At 71.6% G+C, this 21,188-nt stretch carries 16 protein-coding genes; 3 read left to right on the forward strand and 13 right to left on the reverse strand.

Annotated features, from left to right (window positions below):
* Nucleotides 1–21 precede the first annotated feature (21 nt).
* The 10 genes from G6045_RS27280 to G6045_RS27325 all read right to left on the reverse strand — a co-directional run bounded on the left by G6045_RS27280 (nucleotide 22) and on the right by G6045_RS27325 (nucleotide 12,546).
* Nucleotides 22–1,614 carry an FAD-dependent oxidoreductase gene (locus G6045_RS27280; protein WP_165334777.1) on the reverse strand — a complete coding sequence of 531 codons (1,593 nt, stop codon included), beginning with the start codon at nucleotides 1,612–1,614 and terminating at the stop codon, nucleotides 22–24.
* Between the two features lie 229 nt (nucleotides 1,615–1,843).
* The gene (locus tag G6045_RS27285; RefSeq protein WP_328707912.1) at nucleotides 1,844–2,902 is read right to left on the reverse strand and encodes a LacI family DNA-binding transcriptional regulator; all 1,059 of its coding nucleotides are present in this window, start codon (nucleotides 2,900–2,902) and stop codon (nucleotides 1,844–1,846) included.
* Nucleotides 2,899–4,053, reverse strand: a complete 1,155-nt coding sequence (locus tag G6045_RS27290) for an ABC transporter ATP-binding protein (protein ID WP_235968338.1) — start codon at nucleotides 4,051–4,053, stop codon at nucleotides 2,899–2,901. The genes G6045_RS27285 and G6045_RS27290 overlap by 4 nt, the downstream gene beginning before the upstream one ends.
* The gene (locus G6045_RS27295) at nucleotides 4,050–5,105 is read right to left on the reverse strand and encodes an ABC transporter ATP-binding protein (protein ID WP_165334770.1); all 1,056 of its coding nucleotides are present in this window, start codon (nucleotides 5,103–5,105) and stop codon (nucleotides 4,050–4,052) included. Before G6045_RS27295 ends, G6045_RS27290 begins: the two co-directional genes overlap by 4 nt.
* Nucleotides 5,102–6,016 carry an ABC transporter permease gene (locus tag G6045_RS27300; RefSeq protein WP_165334771.1) on the reverse strand — a complete coding sequence of 305 codons (915 nt, stop codon included), beginning with the start codon at nucleotides 6,014–6,016 and terminating at the stop codon, nucleotides 5,102–5,104. Before G6045_RS27300 ends, G6045_RS27295 begins: the two co-directional genes overlap by 4 nt.
* 6 nt (nucleotides 6,017–6,022) lie before the next feature.
* Nucleotides 6,023–7,006, reverse strand: a complete 984-nt coding sequence (locus G6045_RS27305; RefSeq protein ID WP_206344238.1) for an ABC transporter permease — start codon at nucleotides 7,004–7,006, stop codon at nucleotides 6,023–6,025.
* A 71-nt stretch (nucleotides 7,007–7,077) separates the two neighbouring features.
* Nucleotides 7,078–8,739 carry an ABC transporter substrate-binding protein gene (locus G6045_RS27310; RefSeq protein WP_206344235.1) on the reverse strand — a complete coding sequence of 554 codons (1,662 nt, stop codon included), beginning with the start codon at nucleotides 8,737–8,739 and terminating at the stop codon, nucleotides 7,078–7,080.
* Nucleotides 8,740–9,048: 309 nt separating this feature from the next.
* Nucleotides 9,049–9,900: a galactose-binding domain-containing protein gene (locus G6045_RS27315; RefSeq protein WP_165334772.1), complete on the reverse strand. Its 852-nt coding sequence runs from the start codon at nucleotides 9,898–9,900 to the stop codon at nucleotides 9,049–9,051.
* A gap of 8 nt (nucleotides 9,901–9,908) precedes the next feature.
* On the reverse strand, nucleotides 9,909–11,516 hold the full coding sequence (locus G6045_RS27320) for an alkaline phosphatase D family protein (protein WP_328707913.1): 1,608 nt from the start codon (nucleotides 11,514–11,516) through the stop codon (nucleotides 9,909–9,911).
* A 91-nt stretch (nucleotides 11,517–11,607) separates the two neighbouring features.
* The gene (locus G6045_RS27325; protein ID WP_165334783.1) at nucleotides 11,608–12,546 is read right to left on the reverse strand and encodes an amidohydrolase family protein; all 939 of its coding nucleotides are present in this window, start codon (nucleotides 12,544–12,546) and stop codon (nucleotides 11,608–11,610) included.
* Nucleotides 12,547–12,842: 296 nt separating this feature from the next.
* Between G6045_RS27325 and G6045_RS27330 the strand changes: the two genes are divergently transcribed.
* Entirely contained in the window at nucleotides 12,843–14,912 is a 2,070-nt protein-coding gene (locus tag G6045_RS27330; RefSeq protein ID WP_328707914.1) for a translation factor GTPase family protein, read from the forward strand.
* Here the strand turns inward: G6045_RS27330 and G6045_RS27335 are convergent.
* Nucleotides 14,896–15,924: a DMT family transporter gene (locus G6045_RS27335; RefSeq protein WP_206344236.1), complete on the reverse strand. Its 1,029-nt coding sequence runs from the start codon at nucleotides 15,922–15,924 to the stop codon at nucleotides 14,896–14,898. The two genes, G6045_RS27330 and G6045_RS27335, sit on opposite strands and share 17 nt — an antisense overlap.
* Entirely contained in the window at nucleotides 15,921–16,784 is an 864-nt protein-coding gene (locus G6045_RS27340) for an SDR family NAD(P)-dependent oxidoreductase (RefSeq protein WP_165334773.1), read from the reverse strand. Before G6045_RS27340 ends, G6045_RS27335 begins: the two co-directional genes overlap by 4 nt.
* 233 nt (nucleotides 16,785–17,017) lie before the next feature.
* On the opposite strand from G6045_RS27340, the gene G6045_RS27345 reads away from it, so the two are divergent.
* A complete protein-coding gene (locus tag G6045_RS27345; protein ID WP_165334774.1) occupies nucleotides 17,018–17,593 on the forward strand; it encodes a TetR/AcrR family transcriptional regulator in 576 nt (191 codons plus the stop codon).
* Between the two features lie 629 nt (nucleotides 17,594–18,222).
* Here the strand turns inward: G6045_RS27345 and G6045_RS27350 are convergent.
* Nucleotides 18,223–19,662 carry an SWIM zinc finger family protein gene (locus G6045_RS27350; RefSeq protein WP_328707915.1) on the reverse strand — a complete coding sequence of 480 codons (1,440 nt, stop codon included), beginning with the start codon at nucleotides 19,660–19,662 and terminating at the stop codon, nucleotides 18,223–18,225.
* Nucleotides 19,663–20,809: 1,147 nt separating this feature from the next.
* On the opposite strand from G6045_RS27350, the gene G6045_RS27355 reads away from it, so the two are divergent.
* Nucleotides 20,810–21,031, forward strand: a complete 222-nt coding sequence (locus G6045_RS27355) for a hypothetical protein (protein WP_165334776.1) — start codon at nucleotides 20,810–20,812, stop codon at nucleotides 21,029–21,031.
* The last annotated feature ends 157 nt before the right edge of the window (nucleotides 21,032–21,188 follow it).

A 21,188-nucleotide genomic window follows, 5' to 3' on the forward strand; every position in this document is an offset into this window, starting at 1 on the left:
GGTCGGGGCGGGGGTGGCAGCTCAGTAGTGGTGCGGCCGGCTGCGTATCTCCTCGGGCCACGCCAGCTGGATGCCGAGGGTGTGACTCAACAGGCGCTGGTAGTCGGCCAGTTGGGTCTGGTCCGAGCGGACCTTGCGGGGCGGAAGCGCCCGGTCGAGGCAGAAGCCCGCGAGCGCGCCGACGGCCTCGCCGATGGCCCACTCCACGGGGTGCAGGCGGTAGCAGCCGTTGGTGATGTGTGTGGTGCCGATGTTCTTGTTGGCGGGCAGCAGATTGTCCACACGTACGGGAATCAGGGCCCCCAGCGGGATCTGGAACGGGTACGACTCGATGTCGATGTAACTGCGTCCCGCGGTGCTGGGATGCAGATCGATCCGGTAACTGCCCAGGCCCACACTGTCGTGGAACACCTCGCCCCCGGCGCCCGGCGGACGCGCCTGGACGCCCACATGCTGTTCGAGCACCGTGAACTCGGCCTTGATCCGGCGCGATTCACGGATGTACGGCGCCATGGCCAGACCGTCCGAGGTCCCTGTCACGTCCGGTCGCAGCCGCAGCCCTGGCCAGCCGGTCCCGCCGTCGGGGCGCGGCGCCTCGGTCTGCAGCCAGTGCAGGAACGACAGCGAAAGCCCGCGCGCGGCGTCGAGCGCCGCCGCCCGCTGCTCGGGTCCGACGCCGAGCAGCGGCGCCTCCCAGTAGTCGATCTGCGGCCAGTTGACGACGGTGACGTCCGAGGCGAACGCCCCGGCGGTGAACTGCTCCCGGGCGAGCACCCGGCGGAACTGCCACAGATCGAAGTGCTCTCCCGCCGCACGGTCGGCGCCCATCAGCGACCAGGTGCGCTCTTCGAGCGTGATCGGCACGATGTCGGTGAAGGAGAGCTGGGGTCCGGGCCAGAACGGGGCGACTTCGGTGCGCCAGTGGCCGTAGGCGGCGGGCCGGTCGATCACATGGTCCTCGCCGGGCCGGTGCTCCAGGGCGAAGCACCAGGACACGGCCTGCTGGTCGAGCGGATCGGCGGTCGCCGGCGCGTGCGGCTCCCCGGTCTCGTCCTGGCCCTCCGCGCCGAAGACGTGTTCCACACCGGCGAGTTCGAGCAGCTCGCCAAGTTCGGTGGCGTCGGCGACGTAGGAGGCATGGACGGTGAGTTCCCGGCCGTCGTGCCGACCGGCCAGCGTGACCGCCTCGATGCGGTCGCCGTCGGTGTGCGCGGCGACCGGCTCGTACCCCGTGAGGACGGTGATCGCACCGGAGGACCGCCACGGCGCGAGCATCTCCTCGAGGACGGCCGCGGCCGCCCGCGGTTCGTGGCACATCCGGCTGACGATGCCGAGCCCCGGATCGAGCAGCGGATCCTGGGCGGCGGCGGGTGCGAGGGGGTAGTTGCGGCGGTAGTAGTCGCGTACGCGGCGGCGCAGTTCGGCATAGCCCGGCGGGGCGGCCGGGCCCTCGATCCAGGGATGCTCGTCGGGCGGCACGGCCTGGGCGGTGAGCTGTCCGCCGAGCCATCCGGTGGCCTCGGTGAGCACCACGCTCCGGCCGAGCCGGGCCGCGGTGAGCGCCGCGGCCACACCGCCGAGCCCACCGCCGACGACGAGGATCTCGGTTCGCATTTCTGTCATGGGGCTTGGTTCCTTCTGCCGGTGAGGCCGGACTGCCGTGCGGGATGGTCGAGTCGGGGCGTCGTACGGGGGCGTGGGCCTCCGTCGTACAGAGGCGCGGGTCTCGCCGGGGACGGCGGCGCGGGGGCAGGGCGAACCCGCCGTGCGCCGCTCATGGGCAGCAGGGAGCGGCGGACGGCGCCCTGCGTGGTCCGGCGCGTCCTGGGCCGAGGGCGCGGCCCTACTCGCGCACCGCCGTCACCGTGGTGCCCGGGATCAGCGGACAGGGCACGAAGAGGCTTCCGGTGCGCTGGTCGGGGTCGTCGAGCATGGTCTGAAGGCGGTCCACGGCAATCCGGCCGATCTCGGTCCGGGGAATCACCAGCGAGTCCCACTGCCCGGACAGGTCCGCGGGCGCGGCTTCGAGCACCGCGACGGAGACGTCGTCGGGGATCTTCCGCCCCCGGGCGGCCAGTTGCTCGCGCAGGGACTCCGCGAGCCGCACGCTCTCCACCACGATCGCGGTCACGGCGCCGCGCGCCACCTCGTCGAGCCAGGCGCTCTCGATGCCGTGGGTGCCGTGGAAGCCCGGCGAGGTGTCGGTCAGGCCGAGCCTGCCGACCGCTTCGGCGTATCCCGTACGGCGGTCCTCGTACGGCTCCATCTCCATCCACTCGCGGACATATCCGAGCCGTCGGTGGCCCAGTTCCGCGAGCCGTTCCACGATCCGTGCGCTCGCCGTGCGGTAGTCCGGGATGATCTGCGGAATCTCCGCGCCGGGCACCTCACGGCGGCCGATGTGCACGAACGGATAGCCCTCGTACCAGAGCCGGGCCAGTTCGCCGCGGTCGGTGGAGACGCCGAGCAGGATGCTGCCGTCGGCCAGGTTGAGCCGGTTGGTGCCGTCCTTGTAGATCTTGCGCTCGCCCCGCTCTCCGCCACCGCCCCGGCCGGGTCCGGTCGAGGTGAAGAGCACCAGGTCGAAGCCCGTCTCCTCGGCCCGCTCCTCGATGCCGAGCAGGAACGCGAAGTAGAAGTCCTCGTGGGCGTGCGGGAACACCCGCTCGAAGGTGTGCACACCGAGGAGGTTGTTGCGCTGCTTGCGCATCGCACGGGCCGCCGGGTTGGCGACATAGCCGAGTTCGCGTACCGCCTCGAAGACTCGCTGCCGGGTCTCCTCGGGGATCCGCGCGGTCGCCGCGTTGCCGCTGATCACCCGGGACACCGCCGACTGGGACACCCCGGCGAGCCGCGCCACGTCCGCCTGGCTGGGCGCCTTGCCACGCCGTCGTGCTGTCACGATGCCCCCTCGAGCGTCCTGCGCCGGGCGGCCGTCGCCTCGGCATGGGTCGTGCCGGCCAGTTCGCCGGCCCGGCCCTTGGTGTGCAGCCAGCACATCGCCCAGTGACCGTTCCCCAACTCCGTGCGGGGCGGTGCCTGTTCACGGCACTCGGGCATCGCGAACGGGCAGCGGGGGTGGAACCGGCAGCCCGTGGGCGGGTCGATCAGGCTGGGCGGTTCGCCGAGTTCGTCGGCGCCCGCGAAGAGCGCCTCGCGGTCGTCCACTCCGCGCTCGGGGTCAGGCGATGACTCTATGAGCAGTTTGGTGTACGGGTGCTGCGGCGCCGCGATCACCTCCTCTTTGGGGCCGGATTCCACCATCTGTCCCGCGTACATCACGGCGATCTCGTCGCACAGATAGCGGGCGCTGGCGATGTCGTGCGTGATGTAGAGGAGCGCGAGGCCGTCCTCGGTGCGCAGCCGTTGCAGCAGATTGAGCATCTCCAGACGGATGGACACGTCGAGCATGGAGATGGGCTCGTCCCCGAGCAGCACCTTCGGCTCCACGGCGAGGGCGCGGGCGATCACGACCCGCTGCCGCTGTCCGCCGGAGAGTTCGTGCGGGAACTTCGCCGCGAACTCGTCCGTCGGCGTGAGGCTCACCCGCTCCAGGAGTTCGGTGATACGGCGTTCGCGTCCGGCGCGGTCCAACTGCGGCTGGTGCAGCCGCAGTGCGCGTTCGAGGTTGTAGCGGACGCGGTGCAGCGGGTTCAGCGAACCGAAGGGGTCCTGGAAGATCAGCTGCACCTCGGAGTGGTAGGCGCGCCGGGCCCGCCGGCTGCCGCTCACGGGCTCGCCGCGCAGGACGATCTCGCCCTCGGTCGGCTCGTGGAAGCGGGCCAGCATCCGGGCGAGGGTGGTCTTGCCGCTGCCGCTCTCCCCCACCAGGGCCAGGATCTGCCCGGGCTTCAGGCGTACGGTCGCCTGCTCCACGGCACGGACCACGGAGGTGCGGCCGAGCGCGCCGCGGACGGTGAAGTGCTTGGTGACCTCGCGTGCTTCGAGGACGTACGCGGACTCCTGTGCCGCGTCGGCCGCATCCGCTGTGTCAGGGTTCCGGATCGCCTGCCGGTCGGTCACGGCTGCCTCCTTGCGCAGGACATTGCTCATCGGTTCCCTCCCTTCTGCTGCTCGTGGTGGCTCTCGTCGAGGAGGCACGCGGCCTCGTGTCCGGGTTGCGAACGCACCGGCAGCAGCGCGGGCAGCCGCTCGTCGCAGCCCTCGATCCGCTGCGCGCACCGGGGATGGAACGGGCAGCCGGCGGGCGGGCGCCGCAGGTCGGGCGGTGTGCCGGGGATCCCGCGCAGGGTGCGCAGCGGGGCGTGCAGCGGCGGGAAGGAGTCGCGCAGGCCCTGGGTGTACGGATGCCGGGGGCTGCGGTAGAGATCGGCCGCCTCGCCCACCTCGACGATCCGGCCGGCGTACATGATGGCGATACGGTCCGCGAGTTCGAGCAGCAGCGACAGATCGTGCGTGACGAACACGACAGCGAAGCCCAACTCCTCGCGCAGCCGCAGCACTTGGGCGAGGATCTGCCGCTGCATCACCACGTCCACGGCCGTCGTCGGCTCGTCCATCACCACCAGCTCGGGCCCGCAGGCGAGCGCCAGGGCGATGGCGGCGCGCTGGCGCATCCCGCCGGAGAGCTGGTGCGGATAGTCGCGGACCCGGTCGGCGGAGATACCGACGAGGGCGAGCAGTTCCTCGGCCCGCGCCCACGCGTCCTTCTTGCTCAGTCCGCGCTCCCGGGCCCGCAGTACGTCCGCGAACTGGGCGCCGATCCGCATCACCGGATTGAGCGCGTCCATCGCGGACTGCAGCACGATCGACAGGGCCGTCCACCGGTAGCGGCGCAGCTGCCTGCCGTCGAGGGCGGCCAGGTCGACGGGCGGTGCGCCGTCCCTTCCGTGGAAGAGGATCTGTCCCGCGGTGGTGACGGCGGGCGGCCGCTGCAGCCGCGTGAGCGCGGTGATCAGCGTGGACTTCCCGGAGCCCGACTCCCCCGCGACGCCCAGGATTTCGCCCCGGCGCAGGGTGAAGGAGACATCGGCGCAGGCGCGTACGGGAGCGCTCCCGGTGGCGTACTCGACGGTCAGGCCGCGGACTTCGAGAACGGCGGTTGCGGTCACTGAGGACGGGTGCGGCTCGGTCCCTACGGTCATCGGGAGTCACCTCCGGTCGTGGCGGCAGCCCGTGCGAGCCGCTTCGTGCGGCGCACCGAGACCGGGCGGGCCACGCGCAGTTTGGGGTTGGCGAACTCGTCGACACCAAAGTTGACCAGGGCCGCCGCCGTGCCGATCAGGGCGATGCACAGGCCGGGCGGTACGAACCACCACCACAGTCCGCGCAGGACGGCGCTCTGCTGCTGCGCCGACTGGATCATGGTGCCCCAGCTGATCGCCGAGGAGTCGGAGATCCCGAGGAACGCGAGTCCTGCCTCGGCCATCACCGCGCCGATCATCGCGTGCAGGAACATCGAGGCGATCAATCCGGTGAGATGCGGCAGCACTTCGGCGAAGACGAGGCGGCGCCCCTTCTCGCCGAGCATGCGCATCGCCCGTACGAAATCACGGTTGGCGATGCTCAGCGCCTGGGCCCGAAGGGTGCGTGCCCCGCCGGACCAGCCGAAGAACCCGATGATCAGGGCGATCGTGGTGAGCCCGGTGCCCTGCAGATAGCCGGCCACGATCAGGATGAGCGGAAGCACCGGCAGGACGAGGAACAGGTTCGTCAGGAAGTTCAGGGCGGCGTCCACCCGGCCGCCGTAGTACCCGGCCGGCACACCGACCAGGATCGCCATGGCCGTACCGACCACGGCGCCGATCAGGCCCACGTACATCGAACCGCGGGCGCCGGCGATGACCTGGGCGAGGACGTCCTGCCCGAACTGGTTGGTGCCCAGGAGGTGTTCACCGCCGGGCGGTAGTGCGATGGCGTCTGTGTCGTTGGCGCGCGGGTCGAGCCCGAGCAGACTCTCCGCAAGCCAAGGGCCGAGGAGGGCGAGCAGACAGAAGAAGGCCAGGATGCCGAGGCCGATGCGGACCTTCCAGCTGCTGAGGAATGCGGTGCTCAAGGCCCGTCACCCACCTTCTCTGATACGCGGGTCGAGCAGGGCGTACACCGAGTCGGCCAGCAGGTTGGCGAGCAGGACGGTCAGCATGATGAGGAAGAAGACCCCTTGCATCACCGGGTAGTCGCGCTGCTGGAGCGAGGTGTAGAGGAGGTAGCCGATGCCCGGGTAGTTGAAGACCACTTCGGTGAGCAGGGCGCCGCCGACCACATGTCCGAGGGCGAGGGCGAAGCCGGTGAAGTTGGGCAGCACGGCGTTGCGGGCCGCGTACCGCAGCAGTACGCGGCGGTTGGACAGGCCCTTGGCCTGGGCGAGCAGGACGTAGTCCTCGCGGACCGTGGTGACCGTCATGTTGCGCATGCCGAGCAGCCAGCCGCCGAAGGCCGAGAAGACGATGGTGGCGGCGGGCAGCGCACCGTAGTGCAGCACGCTCAGGAGGAACGACGGCGAGAAGCCGATCGGCAGGTCCGCGTCGTATCCGCCGGACAGCGGGAACCAGCCCAGGACGAAGGCGAAGAGCCACAGTCCGAGCAGCGCCATCCAGAAGTACGGGATGGCCGAGACGAACGTGGTCAGCGGGCTCAGGACGCTGTCGAAACGGCCACCCGCCTTCCACCCGGCCATCGCGCCGATGCCGGTGCCGAGCACGAAGGCGATCACGGTGGTCGTGCCGACGAGCAGCAGCGTCCAGGGCACGCCCTGCCACAGGAGGTCGCTCACGGGTACGGGGTAGTTGCTGACCGAGACGCCGAGGTCGAAGCGCGCCAACTGCCCCAGGTAGTCGAGGTATTGGCGGCCCAGATTGGCGTCCGCGTTGCCGAAGACCTTCTGGATCGACTCCAGTGCGCTCGGCGCGAGCTGCTGTCCGCTGACGCGCTGCAGCTGCTCGACGATGGCGGCCGACGGGTCGCCGGGCATCAGCCGGGGCAGGAAGAAGTTCAGCGTGATCGCCGACCACGCTGCGGCGAGATAGAAGCCGAGGCGCCGGCCCAGGAACCCCCAGCGGCGCGGGACCCGGGCCCGCGCCGCCCGGACGGCGACGGGCTTCTCGGCGGTCACCGCTGTCACTTGGCGGCCTTCAGCTTCTGCAGCGTGAGGGTGGCGTCGGGGCCGAGGCCGAGCATGGGCACGGCGGAGAAGTTCTCGGGGGTGGGCCACCCGGTCCAGCGCTTGGCGTTGACGGCGACGAACCAGAAGCTGTCGTAGACCGGGCTGTACGGCACCTGTTCGGCGACGATCTTCTGCAGCTTCTGCGCCGCGCTCTTCGTGGTGCCGGGGTCGTTGGAACCCTGCAACTCCTCGAGTGCGGCATCGGTGGCGTCGTCCTTCCACCGGCCGAAGTTGGTGGCGGTCTTCTCGCCGAGGGGCCGGTGGGCGCGGCTGCTCAGCGCGCTGTACAGGCCGGCGACCCCGGCGCCGCCCGTGGTGGAGATGGTGAGGTCGAACTCGCCGGTCTGCTGCTGCTCGAAGAGGTTGGCGCCCGGGGCGCCCGCCGACTTCACCTCGAGGCCGAGATGCTTCTGCCAGCTGCGGATCATGATGTTGGCATACGCGTCCCAGCCGAAGTCCTGGTTGAACGACAGCTTCGGCGTATAGGACTTGCCGTCCTTGACCAGTTTGCCGCCCTTGACCTCGAATCCGCTGAGCTCCAGCTCCTTCCGCGCCGCCGCGGCGTCGACCTGCTGCACCTTGCCGCGGTACTCGGGCAGGATCGTGTCCGCGTAGATCTCGTCGACGAGGCCCGTCGGTCCCGCCTCCGTACCGGGGCGCTGCAATGTGGTGACGATGTCCTTGCGCGGAATCGTCAGCGCGAGGGCGCGGCGGACATGGACGTCGTCGAACGGCGCGCGTTCGGTGTTGAAGAAGAGCGAATAGGCGCCGCCCGTCGCGTACTTCTCGTACAGGTGGTGCTCCGGGTCCTTGGCGACGTACTCCTTCTCGGCCCCGTTCCAGGCCTGAAGCGTCCAGTCCACCTCGCCGCGCAGGAGCTGCGCCTTCACGGTGTCCGGGCTCGTCGGAATGATCTTCAGCTGCTTGATCTCGAACCCGCCGCCCCAGTAGTCCGTCCGCGCGGCAAGCGTGAGCTGCTGCGGCGCGAACCGCTGGAGCGTGAACGGGCCGGTGCCTATGGGCTCGGGGTTGGTCCAGCTGTTGAGGTCCTTGCCGTCCCAGAGGTGCTTGGGCACGATCGGGACCGCGATGGACGCGAGCTGACTGACCTCGCTGAAGGCGGCACGCGGCCAGTGCACGGTGACGGTGGCGGCGTCCTTCTTCGCGACCTTCTCGTACGTGGTGCCGCCCGTGTTGAAGGCAGGGTCCTTCAGCGGGATACCCAGCGAGAAGACCACGTCGTCGGCGGTCAGGGGCTTGCCGTCCGAGAACTTCACGTCCTCGCGCAGCTTCAGGGTCAGCGTGGTGCCTGCCTCGTCGAACTCCATGCTCTCGGCCAGCCAGGGCTTGACCTTCGCGCCGTCGCTGTAGTCCACGCGCAGCAGCGACTCGTGGATCAGCTCGCCGTGCGGGGTCTTCTGGGTGGCGGGGCTGAACATGTTGTAGTTGCGGACGAAGGTCGTCCCCGCGTCCGTCTTGCCGAACACGAGCGTGTCCACCCCCTTGCCGCCCCCGGCGGAGCCCGCACCCGTCCCCGCCGTACAGGCGCTCGCGCCGAGCGGAACGGCGAGGGCCGCGGCGGCGGCGCGCACTAGGAAGTCTCGTCTCGTGGGCATGGCTGACTCCTGCTCTTCGTGATCGCGGTGCGGGGCGCTGAAGGAGGTGCTCATACGTATGAGCGCTGATGCGGAAGTCGCTTGGGCGGCTGCTTCTACGTATGACCAAGGAACGTAAGGTCGTTACGGCGGTGCGTCAAGAGAGTTGCAGCGAGGTTTTTCGGCCATGACGGGGCGGTCAACAGTCATGGCAGGCAGGCGACTTGGGGTGGCCTGGGCGACGGCGCACAAATCCCCCGCCGGGAAGGACCGGCGGGGGATCAGGCGCGGCACGGGCCTACTGCGGCACGGGCCTACCGCGGGGCGGGCCTACTGCGGGGCGTACGCCTCCACTTCCAGCAGACGGGAGTAGTCGCCGCTGTTCGACGCGTGCACAAGGACGCGGACCGCGTCGGTCGTGACCGGGTCGAAGGCGGTCACCACACGGTCCACCGTGTTGCCGCGGTACGTACCCACGGTCAGCCAGTCGCCGCCGGACTTCACCTGCACGTCGAAGTCCTTGATGCCCTGCGTCGCCGGCCTGCCCGGGGCGCCGTAGGTGACGGTCTCGATCCGGCCGAGCTCGACCGGCTCGGGCCATTGCACGGCCAGCCAGTCGGGGAAGGCCGTGCGGGTGCCGTCGTTCCAGCCGGTCCTGGCCCAGTTGGCGTAGGTGCTGTCGCCGTCCACCGCGCCGCACACCGAGAAGCTGCCGTGCGTGGAGGACGCGGTGGCCTGCTGCCCGTAGGCGAGGTTGGCACCGGGGGCGGGCTCGGGAACGGCCGTGACCGTGACGGGCACGACCACCCGCCGCTTGCCGCTGGTCAAGGTCACGTCGTACACACCGGGAGCGGTCCCGCGCGGTACGCCGACCCGGACGGAGCGGCTGACCGGCCGGTCCGGATCGGCGGCGGGCAGATAGCTCGAGAAGATGTCGTCCGACAAGGTCAGCGGCCGCTCGGCGCCGATCAGGGTGTCGGCGAACACGGACGCGTCACCGGTGTTGGTCATGGATACGTCGAACTTGCCGGGCAGGCACGGCAGTTCGTTGGCGCTCAGGGACGACGGCGAGGCGGAGAGCACGACGGAGGAACCGAGGGGCTTCGGTGCGCCGGCCGCGGTGGTGGCGGTGACGGCGAGGGCGAGTGCGGCCCCCGCGGCGGGGACGAGGATCTTCTTCATCGGATTCCTCAGGCTTCGTGGACGGTGGGCGTGCCGCTCTCGACGGCGAGTACGGTGCGGCTGCGCACCGGGGAGTCGGGCACGGTGACCTGGTCACAGACCCGGAAGTCCGAACGCCACAGCTGCGGGGTCAGCTCGCAACTGACGTATCCGCGCCGGAAGTTGCCGAACTTCATGTGCGGGTTCTCGTCGAGGAGCACTCGGCCGCCGGCGTCGAGGTCCTCGCCGTCGAGTCCGGAGCTGATCGAGGTGCCCACGAATTCAGTGGCCACCGTGCGGGAGTCCGGGTCCTTGAAGTCGAGCGCCAGATCGCTCGCGACACTGCGGTGCAGGTCTCCCGCGAGGCTCACGACATTGCGGATGCCCCGCTGGTCGATCGTACGGAGCAGCCGGTCGCGGCTCGCGCTGTAGCCGTCCCAGGTGTCCATCGGGACGGCTTCGCCCGGCCCGGCCAAGGTGTCGAGCAGCGTGACGGCGGTCTGCTGGGCGAGCACGTTCCACTGGGTGCGCGAGGCGGTCAGTCCGTCGTACAGCCAGCGTTCCTGCGGGAAGCCGAGCAGGGAGCGCCCGGGACCCGCGGTGGCCTCGTTCGGCGGCTTGATGCCGTCGCCATTGACCTGGTCGTCGCGGTACTGGCGGGTGTCGAGCACCGAGAATTCGGCGAGCCGCCCGTAGCGAAGCCGCCGGTACAGCTGCATATCGGGCCCCTCGGGGAACTGGGGCGCCCGCAACGGCATGTGCTCCCAGTAGGCCCGGAAGGCGTTCGCCCGCCGCACCAGGAACTGGTCGGCCGGGGTGTTTCCGGCGTTGTCACCGGCCCAGTTGTCGACGACCTCGTGGTCGTCGTAGGTCACGATCCACGGTGCCGACTGGTGAGCCGCCTGCAGATCGGGATCCGTCTTGTAATACGCGTAGCGCCGCCGGTAGTCGTCGAGGGTGACGGTCTGACGGGTCTGGTACTCGTCGCCGTCCCCGGGCCGGATGCCGCGGTCGATGCCGAACTCGTAGATGTAGTCGCCGAGGAACAGCACCACGTCGTGCTGCCGGGCGGCCAGGTCACGATGGGCCGTGTACCAGCCCTCCCAGATCGCCTGACAGGACGCGAAGGCCAGGGAGAGCCGGGATATCTCCTGCTGCGGTGCGGGGGCGGTCCTGGTCCGGCCCACGGGGCTGATGTGGGAGCCGCTGCGGAACCGGTAGAAGTACTCGCGCCACGGCCGCAGACCACGCACGTCCACGTGCGCGGTGTGGCCGTACTCGGGGGCCACGCGGGTCGTACCGCGGCGCACGACCCGCGCGAACCGCCGATCGGCCGCCACCTCCCACTGCAAGGAGTAGGCGCGCTGGTCCATTCCGCCGAAGGGCGCCAGGGGTTCGGGGGCGAGCCGCGTCCACAGCACGACGCCGTCGGGAAGCGGATCGCCCGAGGCTACGCCGAGCGTGAAGGGATAGTCCTTGCTGCCCGAGGTGGTGGCGGCCGAGGCCGGGGTGATGCCGGGCAGGGTACCGGCGAGCGCGAGCCCTGCGGCGGCCCCCGTCACCGTGAGGAACCGGCGCCGGGCCATGGCGGCAAGGGCGGGAGCGAGTGCGGGTGGGAGAGAGCGTCTGGAGGTCACGGACGCACCCAAGCAACGGCCCGTGAACACCGGGCGTTGCCCGGACGACCACAAGGTGATCGTCAGCGTGCGTCACTCAACAGGCGTTTGTTCAGGAGCAGTTCGGACCGAGGCGCCTTCCGGCCGGTGAACCGGCGAAGAGCCGTGCGGCGTTCTCGTAACAGACCGCGCGCAGCCAGGCGTCGCCGAGGCCGAGGCGCGCCAGGGAGTCCAGCGCGTGGGCGTACGGGTACGGGATGTTCGGGAAGTCCGTGCCGAGCAGAATGCGGTCCTGGTGGTCGAGCAGGCGCGGCCGCAGGGCCGGCGGGAAGGGTGCCAGGCGTTCGGTGAAGTCGGTGAACACCATCGTGGTGTCGAGGTGGACGTGCGCGAACCGGTCCGCGAAGTCCAGGAACTCGGCGTACTCGGGTGTGCCCAAGTGGGCGACGATCAGCCGCAGTTGTGGGTGGCGGGACAGGACCGCGCCGATGGGGCCGGGCCCGGTGTGCTTGCCCGGTACGGGTCCGGAACCGCAGTGCGTCACGACGGGGGTGCCGGATTCCGCCAGCAGGCCCCACACGTCGTCGAGCAGGGGATCCGTCGGGTCGTACGCTCCGACCTGGAGGTGCGCCTTGAAGACCTGCGCCCCCGCCTCGATCGTCCGGCGGACCTCGTCGGCGGCGCCGGGTTCGGGGTAGAAGGTGCCCGTGTGGAGGCAGTCGGGGGTGCGGGCGGCGAACTCCGCGGCCCAGGAGTTGAGCCAGGCGGCCATGCCGGGCTTGTGCGGGTAGACCATGGCGGTGAACGCCCGTACACCGAAGTCCCTCAGCCGCCGCACGCGTTCGTCCTCCGCGTCGCGGTAGGTGATCGGCCAGTCCACGCCGGTCATCGGGCCGACGGCGTCGAAGTACGCCCACACCTTGTCCATGACCCGCCCGGGCATGAAGTGCGTGTGCACGTCGATCAGGCCCGGCAGACCGAGCCCGCTCCAGAAGGCACGGACCTGCGCCGCCTCGTCCACCCCTGCGCCCGCATCCACGCCTTCACCCATCGCTGCGTCCACCGTCGCCGTCCGTTTCCTCGTGCGAGTGGTGCTCGGCCACCCGCAGCAGGATTGCGTACGGGAGTACGGCGCCACTCCCCGCCCCCGGCCCGCGGACCGTTCACCCCCTTTTAACCTGCGGACCCTTCGCCCCCGTTTAATCGGTTGCCCGGCCCGCGTACGCCCTGCTCTACTCGCAGACGTCCGCCGCGACGAAGCGGCCCAAGAGGAGGTAACGGCAATGCGCCAGACATCCATGTCCCGCTCGCTGACCCCGACCCCCTCTTCGAAGGACATGACGCTACGTGTCATCGGCATCGCCAACTCCGTCGCTGAATCTGGGCATTCTGGCCCATGTCGACGCAGGTAAGACCAGTCTGACCGAGCGGCTGCTGCACGCCGCCGGTGTGATCGACGCCCCCGGCAGCGTCGACGCGGGAAATACGCAGACGGATTCACTCGCCCTGGAGCGGCGCCGCGGTATCACCATCAAGTCCGCGGTCGCGTCGTTCCCGCTCGGGCCGCCCGAGGACCAGGTGACCGTCAACCTCATCGACACCCCCGGCCACCCGGACTTCATCGCCGAGGTGGAACGGGTGCTCAGCGTGCTCGACGGCGCCGTGCTCGTGATCTCGGCCGTCGAGGGCGTCCAGGCACAGACGCGGATCCTGCTGCGCACGCTGCGCCGGCTCGGCATCCCCACACTGATCTTCGTCAACAAGATCGACCGTGGCGGCGCGCAGTACGAGCACACCCTGCAACAGATCACCCGGCGCCTCACTCCGGCGGCGCCCGCCATGGGTCCGGTGCACGGTATCGGGACACGACGGGCGCAGGCGCGGCCGTACGGTTCCGAAGACGCCGTATTCCGGCAGGCGTTGACCGAAGTGCTCGCCGAACAGGACGACGAGCTGCTCTCCGCCTACGTGGAGGGCTCGGCCGTCCCGCAGAGGGCCCTGCTCTCCGCGCTGGCGGCCCAGACCCGGGCGTGCCTGGTGCACCCGGTGTTCTTCGGCTCGGCGATGACCGGCGCCGGCCTCCCCCACCTCATGGACGGCATCCGCACGTTGCTGCCGTACGCGGACGAGGGCGACGGCCGGCTCTCGGGCCAGGTCTTCAAGGTGGAGCGCGGCCCCGCCGGCGAGAAGATCGCGTACGTACGGATGTTCTCGGGCGAACTGCGGCTGCGCGACCGGGTGCCGGTGGGGCGCGAGGGCTCGGGCCGTGAGGGCTCGGCCCGTGAAGGCTCGGGCTGCGACGGATCGGGCCGTGACGGTTCGGCCCACGAGGGCAAGGTCACGGCGGTCGAGGTCTTCCATGAGGGTGCCGGTCAGCGGCGGCCTGCTGCGCGGGCCGGCGAGATCGCGAAGGTGTGGGGGCTCGGCGAGGTCCGGATCGGGGACTGGGTGGGCGCGGCCCGCAAGGAATCCACGGACACCCACTTCGCCCCGCCGACGCTGGAGACCCTGGTGGTCCCCGGCGCGGGCACGGACCGCGGCGCGCTGCATCTGGCCCTGGCCCAACTCGCCGAGCAGGACCCGCTGATCGCCCTCCGCCAGGACGACGTACGCGGCGAGGTACATCTCTCCCTGTACGGCGAGGTGCAGAAGGAGGTCATCCAGACCACGCTCGCCGAGGAGTTCGGACTCGACGTGGGCTTCCACGAGACGACGACGATCTGCGTCGAGCGGCCGGTCGGTGTCGGGTACGGGTACGAGAAGGACCTGCTGCCCTTCCTCGGCACGGTCGGACTGCGGGTGGAGCAGGCGCCGCCGGGCAGCGGGGTGTCGTTCGGTCTGGAGGTCGAACTCGGTTCGATGCCTTACGCGTTCTTCAAGGCCGTCGAGGAGACGGTGCACGAGACGTTGGGCCAGGGCCTGCTCGGCTGGCGGGTCGTCGACTGCAAGGTGACGATGACCCACTCCGGTTACTGGCCGCGGCAGAGCCACTCGCACGCCACCTTCGACAAGAGCATGTCGAGCACGGCACGCGACTTCCGGCAGGTCACGCCGCTGGTCCTGATGGATGCGCTGCGGGAGGCCGGCACCCGGGCCGAGGAGCCGGTGCACCACTTCCGGCTCGACCTGCCCGCCGACACGCTGGGTCCGGTGCTGCCGCTGCTCGGGCGCTTGCGGGCCGTGCCCGGGACGCCGGACATCCGGGGCGCGGCGTGCTCGCTCGAAGGCGAGATCCCGGCGGCTTCGCTGCACCGGCTGGGTCAGCTGCTGCCGGGGCTGACGCGGGGCGAGGGTGTCGTGGAGTCGGCGTTCGCGGGGTATCGGCCGGTGAGCGGTGAGGCGCCCGCCCGGGCACGGACCGATCACAATCCCCTCAACCGCAAGGGGTACCTGCTGGTGGTCACGCGGCTTCGATAGGGGCGGCAGCGGCGTGAAGTGGGCTACGGGCGGGGCGTGGTGGCGCCGGGAGTGGTGACGCCGCCGAGGGTGTCGACCGCGGGAGCGGTGACGCCGGGAGTGGTGTTTCCGAGGACGGTGAGGCCGGGAGCGGGGACGCCGAGGACGGTGACGCCGGGCCCCGCAGGCCGAGGGCGACGCCTGCCGCGACGAGCAGGGCGCCGGCGAGGTCCGCGGGGCCCACCGCGCCGAGGCCGAGTGCGGCGGTGGTGAGCAGGGCGCCCACCGGCACGAGCCCGGCGAAGAGCCCCGCACGGTCGGCGCCCAGCCGGCGCAGCGCGTCGTACCAGAGGAAGAACGCGGTGGCGGTGACGAGTGCGCCGAGGTAGCCGAACGCGGCCGTTTCACCGCCCGTGGGCAGGCGCAGCGCGCCCGTGCCGTCCATGGCGATGCTCGCGGCGAGCAGCATGGGCACCGACAGCGCGGCCGGATAGGCGGCGACCCGCAAGGGGCCGAGTTTGGGCAGCAGCGGAAGGGCGAGCAGCGAGAAGGCGACCTCGCCGGCGAGCGCGCCGAGCGAGAGCAGTACACCGTGCAGGCTGCCGCCGCCGAGCCCGGCGGAGACGACGGCGCCGAGGGTCACCACGGCCGCCGCGGCGACGATGCGCGGTGCGGGGCGGCGGCGTTGGGTCAGCGGCCCGACGAGGGCCATGACGATGGGGATCGCCCCGACCACAGTGCCGATCATGGCGGGGCTCGCATGCCGGGTGGCCTCGACCAGGAACAGGTTGAACCCCGCGAGACCGGTGGCGGCCAGCGCAGCCAGAAGCAGGACGTCACGGAGTGTCAGGCCGGCCCGTGGCAGGCGCCGGTGGCGTACGACCGCGAGGAGGATGGCCGCGGCGAGCGCGTAGCGCAGGGCTTGGCCGCTGAGCACGGGGTAGTCGGCGATGGTCGCGGAGACGGCCGTCGAGGTGCCGACGAGCAGCATCGCGGCGGCGGCACCCGCGGCCGGGGCGGCGGAGGAACTCATGCGGCCTGCTCCTTCTGCTGCGGGGTGTCGGCCTGCGGGGCGGCGGGTTGCGGGGTGCCGGCCTGCGGGGTGCCGGCCTGGGGCGTGAGCACCTTGCGGGTGACGCGTTCGGCGAGGGCGGCGACGAGGGCGCGCGGCCGGCGCGGCAACAGGTGCGCCGACAGGGCGTTGCCGAATCCGGGAGTGACGTAGCCGCGGTCGCGGTCGAGGGCTTTCAGAGCCGCGCGGACCACCGGTTCCGGTGTGGTCATCGAGCCGTTGACGGCCGCCTTGCGGGTCCCGATGGCGTCAAAGAAGGGGGTGTCGACCGGCCCGGGGCACAGGGTGAGGACGCGGATGCCGCGGCTGCGGTACTCCTCGCGCAGGGAGAGCCCGAAGTTCAGGACGAAGGCCTTGGCCGAGCTGTAGACGGCGAAGTACGGCGCGGGCTGGAAGGCCGCGGTGGAGGCGACGTTCAGGACCGCGCCCGTGCCGCGCTCCAGCATGCCGGGGAGCAGGGCGTGGGTGAGGCCGACGAGTGCGACGACGTTCACCATCAGCTGGTCGTGGTCACGGTCCAGGGCGATGTCCTCGAAGCGGCCGCAGGTGCCGAACCCGGCGTTGTTGACCAGCAGGTCCACGTGCAGGCCGCGGGCGGCGAGCGCGCCGGCGACGCGTTGAGCCGCGTCGGGTGCGGCGAGGTCTTGGACCAGGACGTGGGCTCGTATGCCGTGCTCCTCGGTCAGCCGTGCGGCGAGGGCGGTGAGCCGGTCCTCGGAACGCGCCACAAGGATCAGATCGTGACCACGGGCGGCGAGTTGGGCGGCGAACTCCGCGCCGAGTCCGGATGAGGCACCGGTGATGAGCGCTGTGCTGTGCATGGGAATCCCCTTCGGTCGACTTCGACGAACGCGTCGAGCACTTCGAACGCTTCGGGCAACTGACACAGGAGCGTACGCAGTTCTCGCCTAAACGCAACAGAGTTGATGCAGTTAAGCGAAAACTGGGGCACGGGTGTACCGTTTCGAAGGCGCTCGGGGGACGGGGATCCGAGTGCTCGGACAGTCGGTTCGGACAGTGGATCTCGGACAGCGGATGGGGAGGCGGAGGCGCCATGGGCGAGAAGGCGGCACGGCCGTTGCGGGCGGACGCGGAGCGCAGTGTGCGCGCGATCCTGGAGGCGGCCGAACGCGTGCTCTCCGCTGATCCCGGCGCCTCGATGGAGCAGATCGCGGCCGCGGCGGGGGTGGCGAGGACGACGATCCACCGGCGGTTCGCCCACCGTCAGGCGCTGATCGACGCGCTGGCCCTGTCCGCCGCCCGCCAGCTCGCGGCGGCCGTGGACGACGGCCGCCCGGACACCGCGCCGCCCCTGGTGGCGCTGCACCGGATCACGGCCAACGTGCTCGAAGTGAAGGGGGCTTGGGCCTTCGCGCTGGGCGTGCCGGCCGATCCGGAGAGCGAGGCGGCGGCCCTCCACGAGGAGATCGGCCGGACCTGTATCACGGTCCTCGAACGAGCCCGGGCGGACCGCCTCATCGCCGAGACGGCCGACCTGCTGTGGGCACGCCGCGTCTACTACGCACTCCTCGGTGAGACCTTGCACGGGAACACGGACGACGCCGACCCCGACACCCTCGCCGCCCGCATCGTCGACACCCTGCTGCACGGGTTCGGCCCACGGGGCTGAGGCTGGTCGGCCTGAGGCTGGGCGGGCTGCCTCTGGTTGCGCGGGTGCGACCCGTGGCGGGGCGGGCTGCCTCTGGTTGCGCGGGCACGCCCGTGACTGGGCGGGCGGGACCCGTGGTCCAGCGGTGCAGCCCCGAGCGGGCCAGCCACGTGGCCGATCGGGCGGGACCCGTGACTGGGCGTGCGAGAGCCGTAGTTCGGCTAGTCGAGTGGGAGACTCGCGCAGTTCAGCGGGAGGCGGACGGGGTTGAGTCTCCGCTGGAGGCCCGCGTGGATGATCCGGAGCCAGTGGGGCCGAACCCACGCGCGTGGCGCCTATGCAGGCGCGGATCTGAATCGCAGGCGGGTGTGCCGAGCCGCAGGCGCGCGGCCGAACCGCAGGCACGCGCAGCCCAACCACGGTCGCGCGCGGCCGAACCGCTGCTGCCGCGTGCAACCCCAACCCGAGGCGCGTGCAGCCGAACCGCAAGCGCGTGTGGCCGAACCGCAAGCGCGTGCAAGGCAACCCAACCCAAGGCGCGCAGCCGAACTCCAGGCCCGCGCAACCCAACCCCGGGCGCACGCGGGGCCGAACCGCAGGCCCGCGCAACCCAACCCCAGGCGCGCGGCCGAACCGGAGCGACAACGCGCCTATCCGGTCAGCGCGCCCACCGGGTCCAGGTCTCTCGTGCCCCGGGGCCACCAGTCCTCGCGGCCGGGTTCGGATTCGTACGGGTACCAGTAACCGTCGCGCCCGTAGCGGAGCTGGAGGTGGCCGTCCGGGTGCGTGAGGTGGTTGCGCCAGGGACGGAACGGCGGGTGTTCCGCTGCGAGCAGCGCCGGGCGCGCCTGGTCGAAGGACCCGGCCGGCGGGTTCCAGGACTCCTCCAGGACGGCCAGGCCCTCCGCGCCGCCCTGGCGCCAGGCGGCGGCCGCACGGGCCAGGTCCGTCGGCGAACGGTCCGCCGCCGCGGCCAGTTGGGCATAGAGCGCCCGGGTCGCACCGGTGAGTCCTGAGCCGGGCTGGGAGGCGGCGATGCGTACCCCGTCCTGCCAGAGCGTCAGTTCGGCGAGTGGGTCTTCGCCGGTGCCCAGGAGCGCGTGGGCCCGGGCGGCCGCGTCGGTCGCCAACTGGTCCAGGGCCAGCGGGTCCGGGCCGCCGGGCGCGGCCGGGTACGCGGGGGGCGGGCCCGGCTGTGCGGGCCTCGGCAGGGGTGGTGGCGGGGCGGGCAGTCGGCGAGGCTCCAGGGCGTGAGCTGCCCGTACGCCGGGCATCGGCGGCGCGGCCGATTCCGCCCGGGCCGCGCGGTGGGCGTTGCGGCGCGCGAGGGTGTCGAGCAGCCAGTACTCGCCTCGGCCGCGGAGCAGCAGCAGCACGAACGGGTCGGCGTCGAGCAGCCGGGCCGCCTGGTAGCACAGGGCGGCGGCATGCTTGCAGGGATGGCCGAAGTCCGGGCAGGAACAGTCGGGTTGGAGGTCGCCGGGGCCCGGCAGAAGGTCCACGCCGAGGTCCGCGAGCCCTTGCGGCAGCTCCTTGTCGAGCAGGGCGGCGAGGTGGCCCGGGTGGTCGGCGGCGGCGTCGAGGAAACGTTCCCAGTCCGCGTCGTCCAGCGTCCGCAGCCGGATCCGCGTGCGGTACGGGCGCTGCCGGCTGCCCTGTACGTAGGCGAGCACATTGCCGGGCGTGACGGTGATCGACTCGACATGCCCCTGATCCGCGTACCCCCGCCCGCGCTTGAGCCGCGCCGGATCCGCGGCCACCTCTTCCAGCGCCCGCACCCACGCGTTCCCCCACCAGGTCTCCGCGAAGTCCCCTTCGCTGGTGGCCCGTTGGGGAAGGGCCGAGAAGGTACGCCGAAGATCCTGGACGGCTTGCGAACGCGTGGGCTTGTACGGGCTGGGGCGACGGTCACCGCTCGGGCTGGGGTGACGCTCGCCGCTCGAGGTGGGGTGACGGTCACCGCTCGAGGTGGGGTCCGTGGACCCGGCGGGCGCGGACGAGCCGAGGCCCTCGGAGGGCACGGACGCCCCCGAGCCGAGGGCAGACGTGGACTCCGTCGACGAAGCCGTGGTGTTGGGGGGAGCGGGCAAGCCGAGGCCCTCGGAGGGCACAGGCCGACCCGAGCCGTCGGCAGACGTGGACCCCGCCTCCGAAGGCACGGGCCGCCCCGAACCGTCGGCAGACGTGGACCCCGTCGTTGAGACCGTCGCACCGGCAGACGAGGGCGAGCCGAGCCCCTCCGCAGGCACGGACGGACCCAAGCCATCGGCAGACGCGGACCCCGCCGGCGAAACCGTCACACCGGCGGACGAGGGCGAGCCGAGCCCCTCCGCAGGCACCGACCGACCCGAACCGTCAGCAGACGTGGACCCCGTCGCGTCGCCGGGCGCGGGCGCTTCCCGTGAGCGAATCGCTTCGGCTGCCCCGAGCGCAGGGCCGGATGCGGATGCGTCCGGCACGGGGGGCGTCACCGCTCGGGCGTCGGCGCCCTCGTCAGCCTCGGGAACCTGCGCGTTCCCACCGCGCCCCATGTTCTGCAGCAGGCTGGTCAGGTCCGCGGACATCCCGCGTGGACCGCCGGAGCCCGCGCCCCGACGGGGACTCGGCCCCGAGTCGCCCTGGCGGTCGGCTTGTCGGCCCCGGGAGCGCGGCGCGGGCCGATCGGGTCGCGCCGTCGAGTCGGGCGCCTGTCGAGCCTCCCGGCGAGCCGCGGCCTGCTGCGCCCGAGCCGCGCGCAGGGCAGCCCGCACCTCGTCCGCCTCGTGCCCGGGCTGCCGCCCTTCCGCCGCTCCCTCAGTGGCGCCCGCCTCGCCCTTCGCGACTCCCGCCTCGGCCTCCGTGGCATCCGCCTCGCCCTTCGCGACTCCCGCCTCGGCCTCCGTGGCATCCGCGTCGCCCTTCGCGACTCCCGCCTTGCCGTGCCTGGCGCCCGCCTCGGCAGCCGCCCCAGCCGTACCATCTCCTCGCCCCTGCCCCTGCCCCTGCCCAGACGTACCCTCAACTCCAGCCGAGCCGGGGGCACTTACCCCTCGCACAGCTGAAGCAGCCCTGGCCGCACGCAGGGCGGCCCGCGCGACGTCCGCCGGTCGATCCGGACCAGGCGCACCCGCCCTGCCGGCAGCCCCCGACTGCTCCTGGGCGAGCGAGGTCTTGTCCGCCGGCGACGAACTCCGAGCCGAGTCACCGGACATCGAGGCATCGCCATCCACCCGATCCCGCGCAGACCCGTCCGACTCAGTGGATGCCGGCAGTGGCGACACCGGGGACGGCGCCGTCGACGCCGTGGGTACCGGAGCGCCCGACCCCCTGTCCGTCGCCGCCGGATCGGCCACGTTCACGTCGCCACCTGACGCCGAGGAGGCCTGCACCGAGCCGGAGGAGGCCGAGCCGGAGGTGGCCGAGCCGGAGGTGGCCGAGCCGACGCCCGAACCCGAGCCTGCACCGGATCCCAAGCCATAGTCAGCACCCAAGGCCGAGCCCGAGCCCGACTCGGCGCCCGAGCCAGAACCCAAGCCAGAGTCTGTGTCCGAGCCGCAGCCAACACCCGAACCGGCGTCGGTGCCCGAGGCCGTGCCCAAGCCGAGCTCTGAGCCAGAACCCGAACCGGACTCAACGC

It is taken from the genome of Streptomyces mesophilus (assembly GCF_011044995.1).
GTDB lineage: Bacteria > Actinomycetota > Actinomycetes > Streptomycetales > Streptomycetaceae > Streptomyces > Streptomyces mesophilus.